The sequence below is a fragment of the Vibrio ostreae genome, from assembly GCF_019226825.1.
GTDB classification, from domain to species: Bacteria; Pseudomonadota; Gammaproteobacteria; order Enterobacterales; family Vibrionaceae; genus Vibrio; species Vibrio ostreae.
In genome coordinates this window covers 902,132-924,543 of sequence record NZ_CP076642.1, presented here as the reverse complement: position 1 = coordinate 924,543, position 22,412 = coordinate 902,132, and the positions used below count along the sequence as shown (strand labels likewise).

Annotated in this window: 19 protein-coding genes; 13 read left to right on the top strand and 6 right to left on the bottom strand. The window is 52.0% G+C overall.

All coding sequences use genetic code 11. From position 1 onward, the window contains the following. Positions 1–134: 134 nt before the first annotated feature. From coxB to KNV97_RS03975, 4 genes are read left to right on the top strand one after another with little or no spacing between them, the layout of a single operon-like run. Positions 135–1,304, top strand: coding sequence for a cytochrome c oxidase subunit II (gene coxB, locus KNV97_RS03990; protein ID WP_256611428.1), 1,170 nt, complete (start codon positions 135–137; stop codon positions 1,302–1,304). Further along, on the top strand, positions 1,301–2,944 hold the full coding sequence (ctaD, locus tag KNV97_RS03985; protein ID WP_218561584.1) for a cytochrome c oxidase subunit I: 1,644 nt from the start codon (positions 1,301–1,303) through the stop codon (positions 2,942–2,944). Before coxB ends, ctaD begins: the two co-directional genes overlap by 4 nt. Positions 2,945–2,955: 11 nt before the next feature. Then, the gene (locus KNV97_RS03980) at positions 2,956–3,555 is read left to right on the top strand and encodes a cytochrome c oxidase assembly protein (RefSeq protein WP_136483744.1); all 600 of its coding nucleotides are present in this window, start codon (positions 2,956–2,958) and stop codon (positions 3,553–3,555) included. Beyond that, positions 3,548–4,432, top strand: coding sequence for a cytochrome c oxidase subunit 3 (locus tag KNV97_RS03975; RefSeq protein WP_218561583.1), 885 nt, complete (start codon positions 3,548–3,550; stop codon positions 4,430–4,432). The genes KNV97_RS03980 and KNV97_RS03975 overlap by 8 nt, the downstream gene beginning before the upstream one ends. A 40-nt stretch (positions 4,433–4,472) precedes the next feature. Here KNV97_RS03975 and KNV97_RS03970 read toward each other — a convergent pair whose 3' ends face one another. Next, complete coding sequence (locus tag KNV97_RS03970; protein ID WP_218561582.1) at positions 4,473–4,700, bottom strand: DUF2909 family protein; 228 nt, start codon at positions 4,698–4,700, stop codon at positions 4,473–4,475. A gap of 52 nt (positions 4,701–4,752) precedes the next feature. Between KNV97_RS03970 and KNV97_RS03965 the strand changes: the two genes are divergently transcribed. From KNV97_RS03965 to KNV97_RS03955, 3 genes are all read left to right on the top strand, one after another. Further along, positions 4,753–5,502: an SURF1 family protein gene (locus KNV97_RS03965; protein WP_256611424.1), complete on the top strand. Its 750-nt coding sequence runs from the start codon at positions 4,753–4,755 to the stop codon at positions 5,500–5,502. Between the two features lie 64 nt (positions 5,503–5,566). Further along, positions 5,567–6,106, top strand: coding sequence for a hypothetical protein (locus tag KNV97_RS03960; RefSeq protein WP_136483747.1), 540 nt, complete (start codon positions 5,567–5,569; stop codon positions 6,104–6,106). Between the two features lie 18 nt (positions 6,107–6,124). Next, a complete protein-coding gene (locus tag KNV97_RS03955) occupies positions 6,125–7,198 on the top strand; it encodes a COX15/CtaA family protein (protein ID WP_218561581.1) in 1,074 nt (357 codons plus the stop codon). A 47-nt stretch (positions 7,199–7,245) separates the two neighbouring features. Here KNV97_RS03955 and KNV97_RS03950 read toward each other — a convergent pair whose 3' ends face one another. Next, positions 7,246–8,307, bottom strand: a complete 1,062-nt coding sequence (locus tag KNV97_RS03950; RefSeq protein ID WP_136483749.1) for an MBL fold metallo-hydrolase — start codon at positions 8,305–8,307, stop codon at positions 7,246–7,248. Positions 8,308–8,560: 253 nt separating this feature from the next. Between KNV97_RS03950 and KNV97_RS03945 the strand changes: the two genes are divergently transcribed. Further along, the gene (locus KNV97_RS03945; RefSeq protein ID WP_240798130.1) at positions 8,561–9,205 is read left to right on the top strand and encodes a TetR/AcrR family transcriptional regulator; all 645 of its coding nucleotides are present in this window, start codon (positions 8,561–8,563) and stop codon (positions 9,203–9,205) included. A 178-nt stretch (positions 9,206–9,383) separates the two neighbouring features. After that, positions 9,384–10,436, top strand: coding sequence for a 3-deoxy-7-phosphoheptulonate synthase AroG (gene aroG, locus KNV97_RS03940; RefSeq protein WP_136483750.1), 1,053 nt, complete (start codon positions 9,384–9,386; stop codon positions 10,434–10,436). 95 nt (positions 10,437–10,531) lie between these two features. Here aroG and KNV97_RS03935 read toward each other — a convergent pair whose 3' ends face one another. Further along, on the bottom strand, positions 10,532–11,869 hold the full coding sequence (locus KNV97_RS03935) for an MATE family efflux transporter (protein WP_136483751.1): 1,338 nt from the start codon (positions 11,867–11,869) through the stop codon (positions 10,532–10,534). Positions 11,870–12,277: 408 nt separating this feature from the next. On the opposite strand from KNV97_RS03935, the gene KNV97_RS03930 reads away from it, so the two are divergent. Then, complete coding sequence (locus tag KNV97_RS03930; RefSeq protein ID WP_256611418.1) at positions 12,278–15,109, top strand: alkaline phosphatase family protein; 2,832 nt, start codon at positions 12,278–12,280, stop codon at positions 15,107–15,109. Here the strand turns inward: KNV97_RS03930 and KNV97_RS03925 are convergent. Next, positions 15,097–16,059 (bottom strand): DMT family transporter, encoded by a 963-nt coding sequence (locus tag KNV97_RS03925; protein WP_240798132.1) that lies wholly within the window; start codon positions 16,057–16,059, stop codon positions 15,097–15,099. The two genes, KNV97_RS03930 and KNV97_RS03925, sit on opposite strands and share 13 nt — an antisense overlap. A 115-nt stretch (positions 16,060–16,174) precedes the next feature. Then, positions 16,175–16,897, bottom strand: a complete 723-nt coding sequence (locus tag KNV97_RS03920; protein WP_136483753.1) for an AraC family transcriptional regulator — start codon at positions 16,895–16,897, stop codon at positions 16,175–16,177. Between the two features lie 420 nt (positions 16,898–17,317). Between KNV97_RS03920 and KNV97_RS03915 the strand changes: the two genes are divergently transcribed. Genes KNV97_RS03915 through KNV97_RS03905 form a run of 3 tightly spaced genes read left to right on the top strand, consistent with a single transcriptional unit; the run spans position 17,318 to position 21,198 of the window. Further along, the gene (locus KNV97_RS03915) at positions 17,318–18,076 is read left to right on the top strand and encodes a gluconate 2-dehydrogenase subunit 3 family protein (RefSeq protein WP_218561579.1); all 759 of its coding nucleotides are present in this window, start codon (positions 17,318–17,320) and stop codon (positions 18,074–18,076) included. Positions 18,077–18,079: 3 nt separating this feature from the next. Then, positions 18,080–19,864 carry a GMC family oxidoreductase gene (locus tag KNV97_RS03910; RefSeq protein ID WP_218561578.1) on the top strand — a complete coding sequence of 595 codons (1,785 nt, stop codon included), beginning with the start codon at positions 18,080–18,082 and terminating at the stop codon, positions 19,862–19,864. An 8-nt stretch (positions 19,865–19,872) separates the two neighbouring features. Continuing rightward, on the top strand, positions 19,873–21,198 hold the full coding sequence (locus KNV97_RS03905) for a c-type cytochrome (RefSeq protein WP_206208381.1): 1,326 nt from the start codon (positions 19,873–19,875) through the stop codon (positions 21,196–21,198). A 200-nt stretch (positions 21,199–21,398) separates the two neighbouring features. On the opposite strand, the gene KNV97_RS03900 is transcribed toward KNV97_RS03905, so the two are convergent. After that, on the bottom strand, positions 21,399–22,193 hold the full coding sequence (locus KNV97_RS03900; RefSeq protein WP_136483756.1) for a PhzF family phenazine biosynthesis protein: 795 nt from the start codon (positions 22,191–22,193) through the stop codon (positions 21,399–21,401). Between the last annotated feature and the right edge of the window lie 219 nt (positions 22,194–22,412).

The following is a 22,412-nucleotide window of genomic DNA, read 5'->3' as shown; positions in this document are numbered from 1 at the left end:
CGTGCTTGAACAAAATTGAAACACTTACTAGTCTTTGGTTAACATAAATATAACAAGTCGTGTTGAGTTCGATGTTCACACGGAGTGGATCCTGAAACGCGCAGTTTACGCTGGCTTAGCGAAGGAGAGATCTCTTGAGAAGGTTCGTCATCAACCTGTGGCTGCTGACTGATGTATTGCTGATTAGTTTTGCTGCTCCTGCTATTTCTGCTGAACATTCGCTGAATATGACACAAGGTGTAACCGAGATCAGTGGCAAGGTTTACCATTTGCACATGCTGATTTTTTATATCTGTGTCGTCATTGCGTTAGTGGTGTTTGGCGTTATGTTCTATGCCATTTTCAAACATCGCAAGTCCAGAGGCGCAGTCGCGGCTGATTTCCACGAAAGTACTAAAGTCGAAATCATCTGGACCATCATCCCTGTACTTATCCTGATTGGCATGGCGATTCCTGCCTCCACCACGCTCATTGCGATGGAAGATACCTCACAGTCGGATTTGACCATTAAAGTGACCGGCTCCCAGTGGAAGTGGCACTACAGCTACTTCGATCAGGATGTCGAGTTTTACAGTCTGTTAGCCACTTCTCAGCAACAGATCGAGGGCAATGAAGAGAAAGGCGCGCATTATTTGTTGGAAGTGGATCAGCCACTGGTGCTGCCCATCAACCGCAAAGTCCGGTTTCTGCTCACCTCAGATGATGTGATCCATTCCTGGTGGGTGCCTGATTTTGCCGTTAAAAAAGACACCATCCCCGGTTTTATCAATGAAGCCTGGACCCGAATCGACAAGCCCGGCGTGTACCGTGGTCAGTGTGCAGAACTGTGCGGGCGCGCCCATGGTTTTATGCCCATTGTGGTACATGCCATGACGGAACAGAATTACGAAGCGTGGTTGGCGGATAAAAAAGTGCAGATTGCTGCCGCCCGGGCAGAGGCACAGCAAGCGCTGCAAAGCTCCGTTTCTCTGGAAGAGTCGATGGCCCTGGGCGAAAAAATTTATCTTGAGCGTTGTTCGGTGTGCCATCAACCGACCGGTATGGGGGTTCCCGGCGCTTTCCCTGCCATTAAAGGCAGCCCGGTTGCGACAGGCCCGCTGGAACAGCATCTTGGTGTTGTGGTAAACGGCCGTTCCGGCACGGCAATGCAGGCCTTTGGTAACCAGCTCAGCGATAAAGAACTGGCCGCGGTGATCACCTATCAGCGTAACGCTTGGGGCAATAATACCGGAGATACGGTGCAGGCTTCGGATATCAACGCGTTTAAAACTCAGGGACAAGCCACTGGCGAGGAGGCGCAATGAAACCGTCGACCGAACAGCACGCAAAATCGGCACCCGCTGCCGATGCAGATATAACCCGTTCCCACAGTAGCGCGGTGCTGGAGGGGCATGCTCATCACGCGGCGCCTTCGGGTCTGGCGCGCTGGATTTATTCCACCAATCATAAAGACATCGGTACGCTTTATCTTTGGTTCAGCTTTATCATGTTCCTGACCGGCGGTGCGATGGCGATGGTGATCCGGGCAGAATTGTTTCAGCCCGGTCTGCAGTTGGTCGAGCCAGAATTCTTTAATCAGATGACCACAGTCCATGGCTTGATTATGGTGTTCGGTGCGGTGATGCCTGCCTTTACCGGCCTCGCCAACTGGATGATCCCGCTGATGATCGGCGCGCCGGATATGGCGCTACCACGCATGAATAACCTCAGTTTCTGGATATTGCCATTTGCATTTTTGATCCTGCTTGCGTCGTTATTTACTGAGGGCGGCGGACCCAATTTCGGCTGGACTTTCTATGCGCCGCTTTCGACTACCTATGGGCCGGACAGTACGGCACTGTTCGTCTTTTCGGTGCATATTATGGGTATCAGCTCCATTATGGGCGCGATCAACGTTATTGTGACCATAGTCAATATGCGTGCGCCGGGCATGACCTGGTTCAAACTACCGATGTTTGTCTGGACCTGGCTGATCACTGCGTTTCTGCTGATTGCGGTGATGCCAGTGCTGGCGGGGGCGGTGACCATGGTGCTGACCGATAAATACTTCGGAACCAGCTTCTTTGACGCGGCTGGTGGTGGCGATCCGGTGATGTTCCAACACATTTTCTGGTTCTTTGGCCACCCTGAAGTATACATTATGATTTTGCCGTCATTTGGTATAATTTCGGCGATAATTCCCGCATTTAGCGGCAAGAAGCTCTTTGGCTACCACTCAATGGTCTATGCGACCAGCAGTATTGCACTGCTGTCATTTCTGGTCTGGGCACACCATATGTTCACTACCGGCATGCCGGTCTTCGCTGAGCTGTTCTTTATGTATTGCACCATGCTGATTGCAGTGCCGACCGGTGTCAAAGTCTTTAACTGGGTGGCGACCATGTGGCGCGGCTCGCTCACGTTTGAAACGCCGATGCTGTTTGCGATTGCGTTCATCGTGTTGTTCACCATCGGCGGATTTTCAGGGCTGATGCTGGCGATTGTCCCAGCTGATTTCCAGTATCACGATACCTATTTTGTCGTGGCACACTTTCATTACGTGTTGGTATCGGGAGCGGTATTTTCGATTATGGCGGCGGCTTATTACTGGTTGCCAAAGTGGACCGGACACATGTATGACGAGCGCCTGAGCCGCTGGCATTTTTGGTGCTCGGTGATTTCGGTCAATGTACTGTTTTTCCCGATGCACTTTCTGGGACTGGCCGGCATGCCGCGCCGGATCCCGGATTATGCGATTCAGTTTGCTGATGTGAATCAGATAGTTTCTATCGGTGGGTTTGCATTTGGTTTGTCGCAACTGATCTTTTTGTGGCTGGTGCTCAAGTGCATTCGTGGTGGTAAGCCCGCTGAGGCAAAACCGTGGCAACGGGCAGAAGGCCTGGAATGGACAGTTCCGAGTCCGGCCCCACACCATACGTTTGCAACTCCGCCGAAAGTGGATTAGGGGAGCAGAGTATGAACACGCCTTGCTCTGAGACCCGCAATCGCAAGCTGACCGTCAAATTGCTGTTGGCGGTGTGCCTGATGTTCGGATTCGGTTTTGCGCTGGTGCCGTTGTACGACATTATGTGCGAGCAACTGGGCATCAACGGTAAAACCAGCAACCAGGCCAGCATTCAGCCGCAAGGAATGCAAATTGACGAGTCGCGTACCATTCGGGTTGAATTTATGGCTCACGTCACCCACGACATGCCGTGGACATTTACCCCGCAAGTTACTCATATGGATGTGCATCCGGGCGAAGTAATACAGACCGCCTATCGTGCCCACAATGTATCAGGATCTGCAATCGTCGGACAGGCCGTGCCTTCGGTATCACCAGGGCTGGGGGCGGGGTACTTTAATAAAATCGAGTGTTTTTGTTTCAATCAGCAGCCGCTGGCAGCACAAGGTGAAGCCGAGATGGCGCTGATTTTTTACCTTGAACCGGACTTACCGGCTTCGATTCACACCCTGACCCTCTCTTATACGCTGTATAACATTACTGCCAAAGCTGATCCACAGTCACTGGCCCGTTTGGGGCAAGCGGTGACTCAAGGAGCAAATCATGAGTAATAAAAGCTCTGCTTATTATGTTCCGGCCCAGAGTCACTGGCCGATTGTGGGGGCCGTCGCCCTGTTTTTGCTGGCGCTTGGAGCGGGTATCACGGTGCAGCATGCCGGTAGTGACAGCGCCGGTGGCGTGGTCGGCAAAATTATTCTGTTTGGCGGCTTTTTTGTGTTGCTGTTTATGCTGGCTGGCTGGTTTCGTAGTGTGATTATGGAGTCGATGTCTGGGCTTTACTCGGCGCAGATAGCGCGCTCCTTTCGTCAGGGGATGAGTTGGTTCATTTTTTCGGAAGTGATGTTCTTTGGTGCATTTTTTGGTGCGCTTTTCTACGCCCGTATGATAGCGGTACCCTGGTTGGGCGGAGCCAGTAACAATGCGATGACCCATGAAGTCTTGTGGCCTGGTTTTGAGGCCATCTGGCCACTACTGAGCACACCAGATGGCACAACCACTCAGGCAATGCCATGGCAAGGTATTCCGCTGAAAAACACCATTATTCTGCTGGCGTCATCGGTGACGTTACATATGGCCCATCTCAGTCTGGAGCGTAACCGGCGTATGGCCTTAATTGTATGGCTGGAAATTACCATAGTGCTGGCCGGGTTTTTCCTCTACTTCCAGGGTGTTGAGTATGCCCATGCTTACCATGAGATGGGGCTCACCCTGCAATCCGGTGTGTACGGTAACACTTTCTTTTTACTGACCGGTTTTCACGGCATGCACGTTTGTCTGGGCACGCTGTTTCTCATCGTTTTGCTGGGTCGTATTGCCAAGGATCATTTTACGCCCGGAGACCATTTTGCCTTTCAGGCCGGGAGCTGGTACTGGCACTTCGTGGATGTGGTGTGGCTGTGTCTGTTTGTATTTGTTTACGTGCTTTAAAGCGGCGGCCGCAGAAAAAGAGGACCAGGCGCGGAGGGCGTTAGTAAGGGCTGGCATTAGGATGCAACCAGCCACTTAACAAAGCGAGGACCAGCAGCAATACCACGCAGGCGGACAGGAGCAGGCGCCGCCCGAGATAGTGACTCATCGGACGTTGGTTCTCTCCCTCATCCGGTTCTCTGACCATCTGGATCAAGGCTCGTGCGAGATTAACGATGATGAACAGCAAGAGTAAGACCAAAATGATTTTCACAGCCAGTGGCAGCATGGTGCCTCCTTTGCGCGGGTGGGGAAAATTGTGGTTGGGGATAGCATTAACTGTGGCTGTATTTATCTTGTTGGTCAAATTGGGACTATGGCAATGGGCTCGTGGCGAGGAAAAGCAGCTGTTGGAATCGCGCCTGGCCGACTATCAGCAGATGGCCCCAGTGAGTCTTAAGCAGGCGTTGGCAACGTATGCCCCGGAGCAGATAACCGGCGTGAGGGTAAAAGTCATTTTCGAACCTGATACAACCCGGACCTTTTTACTTGATAACCAGACAATGGACGGACAGGTGGGATATCTGGCCTATCAGTTGGGACGCACGGTAGATGGTGATTGGTTGCTGGTCGAACTTGGTTTTGTCGCCGCCGGATTGCAGCGCAGTATGCTGCCGCAAGTCGAATGGCTGCATCAAGTGCAGAGTTTAACCGGCCGGCTGTACACCCGTTCAGCCAATCCGCTTAGTTCGAAGCTACTCATTGAGGCTGACACTCCGCACCGGATTCAGAATCTCAATCTGACCGAATTGTCGCGCTGGCTTGGAGAGCCGGTGGTTGCAGCGGTGCTGCAACCTCAGCAGTCTGCCTGGCCCTATGCTCAGCCCTGGCAGCCTCTGGCGATGAGTTCGCACAAGCATTTTGGCTACGCACTGCAGTGGTTCACTATGGCGGCCGTACTGGCAATGATTTCGCTGATCCTGTTGAAAAAGTATCGGCGGCGAGCCCGCGATATGCGTTTGTCCAGTGCGGACAAGACAAAACAAAGTCCGGACGCGAAGCATCAAACCAAACAGCCAAACTCGCAGTGAGCCGGTGCGGGCCGGATTTGAAACAGCTAAGCCACACGAAGCCAAGCGAAGTAAGGAGGCATATATGCAAGCAAAAACCAAAGGCCGAGTAATTCTTATCGCCATCGTGCTGTTTTTCGCGCTGCCGGCGTTGGTTGCGAAAGCGGTGCTCTCCAACCACTGGTATCAGAGCGGTATCACCAATAAAGGCACTTTAATTGAACCGCGTGTCACGCTGAGCCAGCTTGGGATAGACAATCCCCTGCAGCACAGTCGCTGGCAGATGGCTTATCTGGTTCCCGATCAATGTGATGATGCTTGCCGCCAGCAACTTCATCTGCTGACCCAAAGCCATACCGCATTAGGTAAAGAGCAGGGCCGGGTTAGCCCGGTACTTTTGCTCAGTGCAGGCAGTGATTTGAACGCTATTCGTGACCTGACTCTGCCCCGCATAACGGTTAATCAACGCTTTATACAAACGGTCGGCGCTGTGCAACTGGTGATCATTGATCCGCTTGGTCAGTTAGTTATGGGCTATACCGCATCGGCGGAGCAGCAGGTAGCGCTCAGTCGCAGTGTGCTGGCTGATATGCGCAAGCTACTTAAGTTATCCCGCGTGGGTTAACCAGGACAGGGGAAGGTTATGCTGACTCATCCAACAGACAAACACAGGTTATTTGCCATCTCTCATAGGCAGACCGCCCGTTCAACTATTTTGCTCTCTCTGGTGCGTTTCAGCCTGCTACTGACGTTGATGGTGATCATTCTCGGAGCCTATACCCGTTTATCCGATGCCGGACTCGGTTGTCCGGACTGGCCCGGATGCTATGGCCATTTTACGGTTCCCCTGTCAGATCAGGCCCTGAAGAAGGCTGAGTTTCTCTATCCGCATCTGGAGGTGGAGCCAGCTAAAGCCTGGGCCGAAATGATTCACCGGTACTTCGCAGCAACGCTGGGCCTGGTGGTGTTTGCCATTACAACCCTGTGTATCCGTTATCGACCGGTAGCGGTCGGGCTACCGATTCTGATTACTGGCATCGTTATTTTTCAGGCGGTGCTCGGCATGTGGACGGTGACACTCAAGCTGCTGCCTCTGGTGGTCATGGGGCATCTGTTGGGAGGGTTGAGCCTGTTGTGTGCCTTGTTTCTGCTTTACTGGCAATTATCACCGGGTTTGAATTCTCAGCCAATGCGAGCGCAGAGTGGTACGTTGCGTGCCCTGGCTGGTGCTGCACTTGTGGTGGTAGTGGGGCAGATCATGTTAGGAGGATGGACGTCTTCCAATTATGCCGCGTTGATGTGCAGCAGTTTACCGATATGCGAAGGTAACTGGACTCAGCATCTCGATTTCAAAACGGCCTTTACTCCGATTCACTATGGTCATGACAGCTATGAATTTGGTGTGCTGGATTATGGACCGCGGCTGACCATTCATGTTGCTCACCGATTTGGTGCCATACTGACTATCCTGGTCGTTGGTATACTGGTGATGACACTGCGGGCAGCAGAGGAAAATAAACTGGCCGGTCATGTGCTGGGCGTCCTGATGCTGCAAGTGCTGCTCGGCATGGCCAATGTCGTGATGAGCTTGCCGCTTTGGGCGGCAGTGTTACATAACCTGTGCGCGGCATTTTTGCTGCTGGCGGTGGTAAAGTGCAATTATCGGCTCTGGGCATCGTCACCCTGCCGGACTGTGCTGACCCGGGTGTCGCGCTAATCCATCGTATGTACTAGGACCGTCGTGGGTATTGTCATTTATGGGGATTAGGTCGCGTCATACACCTGTTGTGGCGCGACATCGGCGACAGGTGTGGTTACGCTGCTGCGCCACCATTTTTCCAGTGGTTTAGGCTGGGACAGCACCATGCGCTCGCCTATCATGGGAGTCGTGACCTGAACATTCAGGTTGTGCGCCAGTGCGGCGACTTGTTCCAGCGGTTCGTACCAGCGGTGCAGGGACAAATCAAATGTGCTGTTATGAATCGGCAACATCACTTTACCGCGTAAATCGATATGCGCTTGCAGGCTTTGGTTGGGGAACATGTGAACTTCCGACCACAGCGAGCTGTACGCCCCGGTTTCAACCAGGGTTAAATCAAACGGGCCAAAACGTTCGCCGATCTGTTTAAAGCCGCTGAAATAGCCGGAATCACCGCTGAAAAATACCGACTTCTGTGTGCCTTTCATGACCCAACTGCCCCATAAAGTGTTGTTTCGATCATTGATTCCGCGACCAGAGAAATGCTGGGTCGGGGTAAAGGCAAATTCAATTGAGCCTAGCTGAGCGCTTTGCCACCAGGAAAACTCGTGAATTTTGTCGGCCGGTAAGCCCCATTTGATCAGCAGTTTACCCAGTTCAAGCGGAACCAGAAAACAGCCGACTTTATCAGCCAGGACTTTGACCGCAGCTTTGTCGAGATGATCATAGTGGTCATGACTGATCAGCACCACATCGATGTACGGCAAATTTTCTAAGGCAATCGGTGGCTGGTGAAAACGCTTAGGGCCCATCCACTGCACCGGTGATGCCCGGTCACTGAACACGGGATCGGTCAGGATCCACTGGTTGTCCAGTCTCAGTAAAACGGTGGAATGGCCGAGACGGTAAACCACATCTTGGCTTTCTTCATTCAGCTGTTCAGCAGTGATCTCCTGAACAGGCATTGGCTTTTTTGGTGTGTTCTCCTCACGCTCAGAGGTCAGATAGGCCCAAGAGATCGAGAGAAAATCACGCAGTGTGTTTTTATTGACGACTTCGCTGTTGGCAAATTTGCCGTTGCGCATCGGGAGCTCTTGGGAAGTTTCGTATGTAGATTCGATATTCATAGGCGTCCTTTTTGTTGTCGCAATCACACAAATGGTTCAGGCATAGTGTTCACCAAAAAAATGAAACGTTTGTGACGATTGCAATAAGATTCTAAGTAAACTAGTCGGTGTAGTTTACATATCTCAATCCAAAAAGTAAACTATCTAGTGTAATAAAGTAAACCATGCAGTTTAATAAAGTACACCGAGAAGTTTAGTAAAGTACACTACATAGTGTAACTCACTCGGTTAGTGTATTATTGAGAAAACGAACATGAACACCCAGGTAATTGAAATGAACCAGGTAGTCGAAATGAAAAAGACCCGTAGTGAATTGAAGCGCGAAGCGATACTTCAAGCCGCAATGGACGCTTTTCGCGAATTTGGTGCGCAGAACACCAGTATGGACAAAATCGCCGCGATGGCGCAGGTGTCTAAGCGTACCGTCTACAATCACTTTGCTTCAAAAGAGGCGCTGGTGATGACCTTACTGGCCAATCTGTGGCAGGCAACGGCTAATCTTATTGATTCAGACCAACTTGCGTCACTGCCGTTGCAGCAACAACTAGAGCAGTTGCTGCTAAGTGAAATTGACATTCTGAGTTCGGGTGAATACCTTGACCTGGCACGTGTGGTGCTGGGGCACTATCTGTATCGACCACAGGAACTGGCTCAGCATTCAGAGCAAATGGCCAGTAAGGAAACTCAGCTGGCGCGCTGGCTGAAACATCAGGCGGACAAAGGGCAACTCAATATTGCTGACGTTGAGTTTGCCAATGTGCAGTTGCACAGCCTGATTAAAGGTGGTTGTTTCTGGCCGCAACTGATGGGGCTGAAACCAGTACTTAATATTGATGAAAAACAAAAGCTTGCATTAGAAACAAGTCGGTTTTTCCTCAGCTGCTATGGCTGTAAATAAATAATTACACCCAATGTAAAGTGTAAATAATTTACATATATTGCTTTTGGTTGGAAATAATGCTTGCTCTTGATGGTCGAAGTGGATAAGTTACGAGGGTAGCAAGTCGACCCTGCTCTGGGAGAGACTATTTCCGTTCGAATAGTCAGCAGCAAGACGTAACAGGAAGAAGTAAGCAATGTACCAAACCGATGATGTAAATATTAAACAAATTAAAGAGTTATTACCGCCAGTTGCTGTTCTGGAGAAGTTTCCGGCGACTGAAGTTGCTTCTTCTACCACTTTTCAGGCTCGAAGCGCGATTCATAACATCATGCAGGATAAAGACGATCGCCTGCTGGTGATTGTCGGTCCATGTTCGATTCACGATCCACAGGCAGCGCTGGAATACGGCAAACGCCTGAAAGCACTGCGTGAGGAGTTAAGCGGTCAACTGGAAGTGGTGATGCGTGTTTACTTCGAAAAACCGCGTACCACTGTTGGTTGGAAAGGCCTTATCAACGACCCGTACCTGAACGATACCTACGAGATCAACGATGGTTTACGTATTGGGCGTAAACTGCTGCTTGATCTGACTGATATGGGTATGCCGACGGCAAGCGAATTCCTGGATATGATCACCCCGCAATATGTGGCCGATCTGATCAGCTGGGGTGCGATTGGTGCGCGTACCACTGAATCTCAGGTTCACCGTGAGTTGGCTTCTGGCCTGTCTTGCCCGGTTGGTTTCAAAAACGGTACTGATGGCAACATCAAGATCGCTGCGGACGCAATCCGCTCAGCCAGTGCATCACACAACTTCCTGTCAGTGACTAAGTACGGTCATTCTGCGATTGTGGAAACTGCGGGTAACCCTGACTGTCACATCATTCTGCGTGGTGGTAAAGAGCCGAACTACAGTGAAGCACACGTCAGTGAAGTGAAACATAAACTCGAGGGTGCAGGTCTGTCTCAGAAAGTGATGATAGACTTCAGCCACGCTAACAGCTCGAAACAGTACCAGCGCCAGATGGTGGTGGGTGAAGACGTTGCGGGTCAGATTGCAAACGGCGAAAATGCTATTTTCGGAGTGATGGTTGAATCTCACCTGGTCGAAGGTCGTCAGGATCTGGTGGATGGTGAAGCGCCGGTTTACGGTCAGTCGATAACTGACGCGTGTATCGGCTGGGAAGATACCGAGACACTGCTGCGCCAACTGGCCAATGCAGTTGAAGCTCGTCGCAACCGCTAATCTAGCCGAAATCAATACAGTTAAGGCGCTCATCAGAGCGCCTTTTTTAATGGTCAGATTTAATAGTCAGAACCGTGTATTGGATCGCGGCCAGGTTAAGCGCGGGCTGCCTGATGTTCAATCCGGTATAAAGTGCGCTGGTAAAGGCTCCACGCCGAAGCCCCGGCCAGAATATTACCGATAAAAGCACCGATAAACAGACCTTTTAAGTCGCCGAGTTGTGCGCCCAGCCATAAACATGGCAGGAAGAAAGCGAACAGGCGCAGAGCGGAAATGGTCAGCGCGACATACGATTTACCCAGAGCGTTTGCGACGGACACCATCAGCATACAAATACCTAACGGGCCAAGGCTGAGCGGTACAATCATCAGATGCCAGTTCAGAATTGATTCAACGCTGCTTTCGCTGGTCATCAGGCTGGCCAGCGGGGTGGACAAAGCCAGGGTAACCAATGCAATAAACAGTTGGAAAATCAGGATAAAACGAATAGCGATGGCCACCAGTTTACGAATATCACCGACCTGATTCGAACCCAGCAAGCGACCCACCATCGGCGGAATGGACATAGTGAGCGCCAATACAGACACAATGGCAAAAAATTCATAACGCGATCCCAGCGCCCACGCGGCAACCGCCGCAGTGCCGAACCCGGCCAGTAATTTGGTCGCCAGCATCGAAGAGAGTGGCGGCAGCAACTGGCTCAGCATCGCCGGCCCCATGATGTGACCGATAGAGCGAATGCTTTGGGCGATATCGAGATCGCTCCAGTCAAACAGCATCCAGTGTTTCGAGGACACACGCGGCGCCACGATCACGATACCAATGCCAAAGGCCACAATGGTTGCCATGGCGGCGCCGTTAATGCCAAAGTCAAACACGAAAATAAACAGCGGGTCGAGTACCAGGTTGAGCACGCTGGTCAGCATCATGATGGTGCCCGGCAACATCGTATTACCGTTGGCACGGCATAGACTGTAGAGGAAATACAGCACTGCACCGGTCCAGGCGCTGATAACCCACCAAATCCAGTAGCTGTCGATAATACTGAAGATTGTTTGTGGTGCGCTGAGCAGCGTTAAAATCGGTTCACGTAGCCAGTAAAGCAGGATACCGAACACGGCCACGCCAATACTCCCTATGGCGACCACTAAACCGCCAAGCTGACGGGCGTACTTAGCCTGACCTGCACCCAAAGCGCGTGAAATCACCGCGGTCGTCGCGATACCCAGACCGACCTGAACCCCGATGATGATCATCTGAATCGGCATAGTAAAGCCTTGTGCCGCCAGAGGCAGAACGCCCAACTGGCCGATGAAGGCACTGTCAATCAACTGAAAGCTCATCAGGGATAAGACGCCAAACAGCATTGGCCAGGTCATTTTAAACAGCTGACGAGAGAGTGAAGGCGAAGTGGAGATTTCGGGGTTTTGCATGTGGTGTATTCTGCTTGTTGATAAGATAAAAAAGTGACTGCGGAAGGAGTAGTCTGCGCAGATAAACGTAATGCCCTGGTAACCGGGTCAACTTTAGGTGGAGTATGTTAACAGCGTAGTCCGTTCGTCGCTATGTCAAAACGAGAACTCTTTCTCCGCCACGGTTACCATGTTATCAGCCGCGCAGAATCTAATTTCCATAACCTTATGATCTTTATAATGAACTTAGCATCGCTATCTGGTTATAGAGCGCATTTCACAAATCTTGGTCATCAACATCGAAAATTTAGACGCCGGTGCTATGGTTAGGGCCAGATATGCAAAAGGATGAATTGGAAAGATCTGATGATCATAAAGAAAACAGCACAGCGTGCCTTGCGGCGGTCGCTATTGGCTGCTGCATGTAGCATGAGTCTTACGTCACCAGCGTATGCCGCACTGGGCGAAGTGCCGGTGATTGGCGGGGTATTCAATGCAGGTGAAATCCTCAAAAATCAGGTGGTCTCAACGCTGAGCTATTCCACTGTGGTGGCGCGTGATGCGACGCTGTTTACCATCGCCGGAGTGACACTGGACAGCTATATACTGACGCTGCCACTGGAGGCGGGCGTGAAAGCGCGGGTGATCAGCCAAATTTCCAATCCGGCTTATGCCATTCCGCTGGGCTACTTTTTATACCAGTACTATGACCGCTACAGCGGAATGGCGGCGGGCGATCAGTTCAAATCGTATTTGAGCGGCGTTTATGACGACAGAGCGTTAACCGGTTTTCATCACAGCTTGTATCATCTTGGTGAGCAGGCACGATCTGCGCCGGCCACTCACAGCAAGGACCAGGCCCATCAGGAAGGGATTAAAGTTGATCGTGAGTTTATTGCGACCCTGGTGACCTTGTACGATGCGCTGGTGGATATTGGTGAGTGGCAGGATCTCGAGCAGCTGCCAGCGCACTACCAGTATCTGACTGATAGCGAGCAGGACAGGGCATTAGTTGCCAAAATTGAGCCTATCGTTGTCGGCTTGCTTACAAGAGCAGCAGACGGAATGGACGAGGGCGACATCAAGCATGCCGTGCAGGCGGTGCTGGACGATGCCAAACCGGAAAATGCAAACAAAAACAACAACAAAGCTGAGGCCGTAACGGTTTCATTGATTGATTTTGTCCGCCTCAATGTGCTCAAAGGTTATCGACAGTACGTTTACCGGCAGGAACGCACTCAGCGCCTCAATGACTGGCTGGTGGATACACTGGATGAGTCTCCGGCTCAAGTGGCAGCGTTTTTACAAGGCCTGGAGCAGCGACGTTTGGCGGTTCAAGTGACGGTTGACGGTCTGCAGCAAGGGTTGATGCAGGGCCTGGTTCAGCCGGAGCTGCCTTTTCTCGGCCACGCCTATCAGCGACATCTGGCAGCGCCTGAGCTCAAATCGCCGCTCACTACGTCCAGTCCTGATCATCAGCAGCAGACTCGTTTTCTGCAGACGCTGGCTGAGCAGACTTACCGCGATCCCAATTATCTGCCGTTCTTTAAACGGCTGTACCACAGTCGGCATAGCGCGATAGCTGAAGTCGGGATTTCTTCAACGCCGACCATCAGTGTGCGTAATTTACCCCTGATAAAAACGGGTGCTAAAGTTTCCGGACCGGGCGGAACCGGGATTCCTAACTTCCATTTCGTCGACCGGCAGCAAGACAGGGCCTACTATTTTTACGGCAATGATGCATTGCAACTGGACAGACTGGCCGGTGAGCGCGGGATGCAAACCATGTTTGATCGTCTCGACTACCTCAAAACACTCAATTGTAATGCCCAGTATGATTGGAACGCCCATGTGACTTACGATAGCCTGATTAATCTTGGCGTCGGAGAAGCGCAGCGCGATTTTGGTGAAAAGCGCTGTCTGCGTGAACTGGCAGTCCGTGCCGGGGTGGAACAAGAACTTAGTGCAATGCGCCGGGCGTTGATTGAACAAATTGAGGGTTACCAGCAGATCGGTAAATGGGATGTTCTGACCCGTTTGAGTCGTAAGTGGACATTGCAGCAGGCCTTGCGCGATTACGCCAGCAAGGACATTCAGGGTATGCCGGATTACACCTTGATCTATAATCCCTGGCCGGATCACTTCGCTCATTTTACCGGGCCGTTCAGCGATGAGATTCTGATGCCGACCGGCGAACTTAACCGGCTGGATTATTGGCTGGGACGATTTGAGGATGTGTATCGTCAGGCCGGGGTATACGACCACACGTTGTGGGGGATGGCCGGTGACCATGGCCTGGCTCCGGTTTATTACACGCTGAATCCGGAGCAACAGATTTTCACAGCGCTGCAGGAGGATCTGGGCTACCGAATAGTGGTTGAGAAAATCTCTTCGGATGAAGGCGAAGGCCCCAAACTGACCAATGCGATTGATCCGCCGGCCTACCGCGGAGTGGATGTCGTGGTGGCATCGACAGCTGGCGGCAACTATATGCTCGACTTCTTTAATGCCCGTGCCGGATGGGAGGTTCAGCCGGTTTATCAGCAACTGACCCGCTGGCAGCCCGCGCAGGCAGACAAAGCGCTGGATATCATTAGTGAAAGTGTCCGGCGCTTGGGTGATACCCTCGATTATCTGGTGGTGCGTGAATCGGCTTGTGACAGCAAGCTGTGTAGTGTGCGTCTGGTTGGTGAACGTGACGGCCAGCGGCTCGATGAGATCATTCGCCGCCGCGGCGATCGACGGTATTACTCTGGTGTGGACAGTCAGGCTCGTTTACTGGATGTTCAGGTGCTCAATCCGTATTTGCCTGCACCGGATGACAAAGCGCTCGATCATTATAGCCAGTTGGTGGATAAATGCCTGTACCGCGCACGCGAAGGTGATGTCACCAGTTGGTGCACGTCTGCTGAGTGGCGTGATTTAACCCGTTTCAGTGCCCGCCCCGACTCGGTCAACCAGTTGGCCGCGATTTATGAAGAGGACAGGGCGGGCAGTGTGAACCTGTTTCCGCGTGAGGGGATAGGCTACAACACCAAGGTTCCGGGTCGCCATGCCGGTGAAAGCTACCTCGAAAAAGATGCTTTTCTCGGCTTCTGGGGGACGCCGATCGGCCCGAATGCCGGGCCGATTCATAGTCAGGCCAACGGGTCACTGGCGCCGACCATTTATGAGTACCTGACGGGGGAGCCCGTGCATGCGGGGCAGGATGGCTGGGGATTCCCCTCTCTGCTCTCCCGGCTGGATATTCAGCCCTTGTGATGCCCCGGAGCGTTAACCAGTTCGGTTTGGCCTGGTTGCCGAGCCGGACTCGCTTGCTGTAAGCGAGCCTGATACCGGGTATAGTGCCAGACACTGACCGCGACCAGCGCGAGACCTGAAAGTGACAGCAGTGATAAACGGGTATCGAACCAGATAAAATCAAACAGCATGGCCAGGGCAGGAATCGCGTAAAACAACACACTGACCTGGCTGGCAGAACGCTGTTTGAGCATCAGCATCAGTAGCAATAAAGCCCCGGTTGATACGATAACGCTCATCCACAGCAACGAAGCGATCAGTTCCTGATTCCAGACCATGTGCCAGGGCTGGAATAACTGAATCAGGCTAAACACGAGTAGTGCCAGGCTATTCTGATACCATATCGAATCCATGGTATCGAGCGTGATACGGCTTTGAAAAATCGTACCCCAGGTAATGGCCAGCAGCGCCAGAGCCGCGCAGATGATCCCTGTCCAGTTTAGTTCAGCACCAGAGGAAGAACCCGCGACAGCAAGACATAGTCCGAAAAAGCCACCCAAAAGGCACAATACGGCCAAGCCGCTCTGTTTTTGTCGGGTCAGCAATGGGGTGAGTAACGGCTGTAACCCGAGGATCACGGTTACAATACCCGGCGATAAACCGTGCTGCAGAGCCAGAAAATAACCACTCAGATAGCCAGCCTGCACCAGGAGGCCCGCGCCCAGCACATTGCAGACCGTTGACCAGTCGAGCGTCGGTAAACGAATAGATCGCCAGCCCCTGAACAGACCTAACAGCAGTAAAATCAGAAGCAAAGAAATGGCTGAACGGGCAATCAGGAAGCTCCATACGGAGGCGTGTTGCAACCCCACTTTGGCCATCACTGCTCCGCTGCTCCACATCAGTAAGAACAGCACCGGTGCCAGAGCGGTCAGTGTTTGCTGAGAATAGAGTGTGTGCTTGTTTCGCATAAACCGGCCTTATGAAATCAATATTGACCGGGAAATCGTATAGCAATCAAAAGAAAAAATTGTGCTGAAAAGACGTTTTGCTACGCTGAAACGATGGTGTTATGTCCGGCGGTGGTTAGCCTCTTCGGGCATTAAAGTATTTTGGCGGCTGGCCAAAATAACGGCTGAAACTACGGCTAAATGCTGAGGGGTCAACAAAACCGACTTGTTCGGCAATCAGAGCGATCGGCAGATCGGAGTGAGACAACAGAGCACGTGCCCGCTCCATACGTAGCTTGGTCAGGTACTGAAAAGTGGTCATGCCCATACTGGCTTTGAACAGAGTCTTGTATTGGGTACTGCTCAGACAGGCGACACGGGCTAACTGATTTATGGTGAGTGGCATGGCCAGATTATCACGCATTACCTGCAGCGCCTTCTGAATCCGGTTGTCTAGCGGTGCGGCAAGGCGTTGACGGGCAAGCAAATCGAGAAAAAGATCCAGTATTTTATCTTCAATTCTATTGTCCACCTCGCTGCTTAACTGTGAATCGACAAACTGTGCAAAGGCCAGTGCCGGGGCGTCGAGTATGAAATCGGTGACCTCAGAATGAGCCAGGTTATCCGGTAGCTGAGAGAGGTCGGCGACCAAAAAGCGAAAAGCTGACGATGCCCGGAAATCGTGGCGCGTGGCTGCGCGGATCACCACACAATCCCCAATCCCCGCCCGCAGCGGTTTGGCACTGCCACCCAGTTCCATTTCAATAGACCCGGATAACGGGATCACAACCTGATGATAGTGATGCAGATGGCTGGTGGCGTGCGCACTGTAAGAGCGGATAGAGAGTCGGTCGCGCACGGATGAAGTCTCCTGAGATGAGTTGGCAGGACGGTGGTATGCCACGGACGCTGGTCACTGAGTACAAAGGATTTAAATCAGGAGGCAGAGCGATACGGCAAGGTGCATGTTAGCCAAAGAAGCCATAGACAACAATCTGAGCTGCGGTTGAGTTTGCGACTCTTGGGTGGGCGAGTTTTACGCGGACTCACCTCGGTTAACAACGAGTGCTAGCAATCTATGTTATCTGAAGAGTTAATTTATTTGATGTCTGTCATTCTTTTGGTGAATTTTATGTGACGGTTGTCATTGAAATTTTGTTCCAATTTCGTATTGACATTTTTTATATGAGATCTGATTCACAAAATAATTCCTGAAATAATTTATAACAAAAAAGAGATTTTAGTCACATTTTATTATAATTATTAATGGAACCTAGCAATGTCTAACAACAATGACACGCCGGATAGTGCGCTACGCCGCGATTTTCTGGCCAGGACCTTAGCCTTGATCCCCACAGTTGCCATTGGCAGTTCCCTTGGGGGATTGACCTCTTCATCAGTCGCTCGCGCGGCATCCCTTACTTCCGAAGCTGCAAGCGAGACAGATAATCAGCAAGCACGAGACTATTTCCCGACCTTTTTTAGCAGCGAAGAGTTTGCTTTTATTGAAGCGGCCGTCGCAGTGTTGATTCCCAATGACCAATATGGTCCGGGCGCTCTGGAAGCGGGCGTACCTGAGTTTATCGACCGTCAGATGAATACGCCTTATGGCAGCGGATCGAACTGGTATATGCAAGGGCCGTTTAACCCGGAGGCCGCTCCAGAGCTGGGCTATCAGCGCCCGCTGGTGCCACGTGATATCTATAAGCTTGGCATCGCAGAAGCCGAAAAGGTTGCGCAGCAGAAAATGGGTCAGCGTTTTACCAAGTTGAGTGTCAGCAAACAAACCCAATTGCTCAGCCAGATGGAAAATGATCAGGTGAATTTTGAGCAGCTGCCAGCCAGCCTGTTTTTTGCCACCTTACTGCAGAATACGCGGGAAGGTTTCTTCAGCGATCCGATTCATGGCGGCAACCAGAACATGGTCGGCTGGAATTTGATTGGGTTTCCCGGCGCGCGCGCTGATTTTATGGACTGGGTTGAGCGTGATGAGGCCTACCCATTCCCACCGGTTTCTATTACAGGTCAGCGAGGTTAAAGCATGGCAAAACAGATGAAAAAAGCCGATGCTGTGATTGTTGGCTTCGGCTGGGCTGGTTCTATTATGGCCAAAGAGCTGACAGAAGCCGGCTTGAATGTGGTGGCGCTAGAGCGCGGCCCGATGCGCGATACCTATCCCGATGGTGCGTATCCACAAACTATTGACGAGCTGACCTATAACACGCGGCGCAAACTGTTCCAAGATCTGTCCAAAAGTACAGTGACGTTTCGCCACAACGACGCGCAGACGGCGGTGCCTTACCGTCAGCTGGCGGTGTTTTTACCCGGCAACGGGACAGGCGGCGCAGGATTGCACTGGTCTGGCGTGCATTTTCGGGTCGACCCGGTCGAGCTGCGCCTGCGCAGCCATTATGAAGAGCGCTATGGCAAGCGCTTCATTCCGGAAGGGATGACGATTCAGGATTTCGGTGTCTCTTATCAGGAACTAGAGCCTTTCTTTGATAAAGCGGAGAAAGTGTTCGGCACCTCGGGCTCGGAGTGGTCGGTCAGGGGCCAGGTGATCGGTAAAGGCAAAGGCGGTAACCCGTATGCGCCGGATCGTTCCGATCGCTTTCCGCTCCAAGCGCAAAAGCGCACCTATTCGGCCCAGCTGTTTGCCAAAGCGGCCGAATCAGTCGGTTATCATCCCTATGACCTGCCGTCAGCCAATACTTCCGGTCCTTACACGAACACCTATGGTGCCCAGATGGGGCCCTGTAATTTCTGCGGTTACTGCAGTGGTTACGCCTGTTACATGTATTCCAAAGCATCACCGAATGTGAATATCTGGCCAGCACTGAAGCAAGAGCCGAAATTTGAACTGCGCGCTAACTCTTATGTGCTGCGCGTGAATCTGACAGACGATAAAAAGAAAGCTACGGGAGTGACTTACATAGATGCACAAGGCCAAGAAGTCGAACAACCGGCGGGCATCGTGGTTCTGGCGGCGTTCCAATTCCATAACGTTCATCTGATGCTGTTGTCCGGTATCGGCCAGCCCTATAACCCCATCACCAATGAAGGGGTGGTGGGGCGTAATTTCGCCTATCAGAACCTGTCGACCATCAAGGCGTTTTTCGATCAAAATACCTACACCAATAACTTCATTGGTGCCGGCGGTGCTGGGGTGGCGGTGGATGACTTCAACGCTGATAACTTCGATCACGGACCGCACGGCTTTGTGGGCGGCTCACCGTTCTGGGTTAACCAGGCGGGTACCAAGCCAATCTCCGGTTTGCCGACTGCACCGGGTGCTCCTGCCTGGGGTAGCGAGTGGAAAGGCGCGATTAAGCAGGCTTATAACCATCATGTGTCGATGGACGCGCACGGCGCGCACCAGTCTTACCGGGTCAATTACATGGATCTTGATCCTAACTATACCGATGTGCATGGTCAGCCTTTGCTGCGTATGACATTCGACTGGCAGGAGAACGACATCAAGATGTCGCAGTTTATGCACAACAAGATGGCTAACATTGCCAGGGCGATGAATCCGCAAGCGATGAGCGGCAGTGCCAAACAAGCCGGCGAGCATTTCGATGCCCGTAAGTATCAGACCACTCACCTTAATGGTGGCGCGGTGATGGGGGAAAACCCGAAAACCAGTGCAGTGAACCGCTATCTGCAAAGCTGGGATGTGCACAATGTGTTTGTGCCGGGCGCTTCTGCGTTCCCGCAGGGGCTGGGTTACAACCCGACCGGTATGGTTGCGGCACTGACCTACTGGTCCGCCAGAGCGATTCGCGAACAATACCTGAAAAATCCAGGTCCTTTGGTTCAGGCGTAAGGAGAGGCATGATGAAAAAATTGTTTGCTTGCCTGTTACTTGGCGGATTAAGCGCCGCTGCTATGGGACAGACGCCTGAGTCTGATTTGGTGGCTCGCGGCGAATATCTGGCCCGCGCCGGAGACTGTGTGGCTTGTCACACTGCACAAGGGGGCGCGCCGTTTGCCGGTGGTCTGTTGATGCCGACCCCGATTGGCAATATCTACAGTACCAATATCACCCCGGATAAAGAGACCGGAATTGGTGGCTACAGCTTTGAGGACTTTGACCAGGCAGTACGCCATGGGGTAAGAAAGGATGGTGACAGCCTGTATCCTGCGATGCCGTATCCTTCTTACGCCATTGTCAGTAAACAGGACATGCGTGCACTGTATGTTTACTTCATGCAAGGGGTTAAGCCGGTGAAGCAGGCTAACCATGCCGTGGATATTCCGTGGCCGCTGTCGATGCGCTGGCCGCTGAGCCTGTGGCGCGGTATGTTTGCGCCTGGGGTGCAGGACTTTAGCGCTGACAGCGATGCGGATGCGGCGACCGAGCGTGGCCGTTATCTGGTTCAGGGGCTGGGTCACTGCGGGGCTTGCCATACCCCACGTGCCATAACCATGCAGGAAAAAGCGCTGAGCGACGGCGAGGGAGCGGACTACTTATCCGGCGGTGACCCAATGGAAGGTTGGGTGGCGAAGAATTTGCGTGGCGATAATAAAGATGGCCTGGGGCAATGGAGTGAGCAGGAGCTGGTCACTTTCCTCAAAACCGGCCGTAACTCGCATACCGCCGTGTTTGGCGGGATGACGGATGTGGTTGAGCACAGCCTGCAATACCTGTCGCAGGAGGATCTGACTGCGATTGCCCGCTACCTGAAATCCTTGCCGGCAAAAGATCCGCAGCAAGCGTCGTTTAAACCCGATGGCAGTGTGGCCAACGCGTTGTGGCATGGCGATGACAGTAAACCAGGCGCTGCGGTGTATATCGATAGCTGTGCGGCTTGTCACAAGAGTGACGGCAGTGGTTACGACCACTTCTTCCCGGCCCTGCGCGGGAATTCCGTGGTGCAGACCGAAGATGCAACCTCGCTGATCCACGTTGTGTTGGCTGGTAGCACGCTGCCCGGCACACAGCAGGCACCGAGTGCGATCACCATGCCTCCGTTTGGCTGGCGTTTGAGCGACCAGGAAGTGGCTGAAGTAGTGAATTTTATCCGCTCCAGCTGGGGCAACCAGGCTAAAGCGGTGGATGCCGCACAAGTTAAAGCAATTCGTGCTGAGATTGAAGGCGCTAACCCTGCTCTGCTGGGTAACGTTAATCCGGATAAGTTATCGCAAGTGCAGCGCTAGCTTGAAGTAAATGTGCTTCCGGCCGAACAGGGTTAACAAGGACAAGCGTTAACAAGGACAGGCGCCAGTACATGCTGCCGTTCGCTGATGTTATTAAGCCTGCCCCGTTCGGGGCAGGCTTGTTTTATAGGAGGACAGGCACCGTTCGCCTAATCTAAGCCTGCAACTTGCATATAAAGAAACGTAAACAGGACAGACGCTTAGCTGACGTTTATCTTACCCTGCAAATATAAAACAGCATGCCCAGCCACTATCACTCTTTCTTCTTCTAAACGGCAATGCAAAATGCCGCCGCGTGCTGATGCCTGATAAGCGATCAATTCTGTTTTATTGAGTCTTTCCGACCAGAATGGTACCAAACCCGCGTGAATTGAACCTGTTACCGGATCCTCGTCACCGCCATTGGCCGGCCAAAAGTAGCGTGATATGAAATCATAGTTGGTCGAAAGTGCAGTGGCGACAACATCAAACGGCGCCAGTTGTTTGAGATTCTCATTATTACGCAGCACGTTAAGCACTGAGGCTTCATCATGATAAATTGCAAAATAGGCTTGTGGGCTGAGCCAGATTTCATCCGGTTTGATGGAAAGTCCTTCGAGCAGCGCTGCTGGGACTTGATTGATAGGGTGAGGCGCTCGATTAGGAAAACTCATCGAAATCAGTTTATCTTCAGCCTGAGTGACATTCAGGGTACCCACTGCAAGCGTATCAAATGTCAGTTTGTGCCCGGTGTTGAAATGGTTAAATAGCACATAAGCTGAAGCTAGGGTGGCGTGCCCACAAAAGTCGATTTCCGTAATCGGGGAGAACCAGCGAATCGCGTAGTGATCTTGTCCGAGACGTTTAACAAATGCAGTTTCGGACAGGTTGTTTTCTTGTGCGATAGAGAGCATGAGTTCATCACTCAGCCATTCGTTAATCGGTATAACCGCGGCTGAATTGCCACTAAACTGCTGCTGGGTGAATGCATCCACCACATAAAGATCCAGTTCCATCTATGTTTTCCGTCTGACTTTCTACTCATATTTAATGCCAAGTTACTTAATTTCATTGAATTATCAAGTAAGTTCTCACTGATGGGGTTATTGTTGGGACAGGCGTACCGGCAGGCTTGTGTGCTGAGATGACGTAAAGTGACGTAAAGGACAGGCATGTTTATTATGGCTTGCTAATTCTCAGGCTTGTGTGGCTAATATGAATTAATGCTGTTGTGA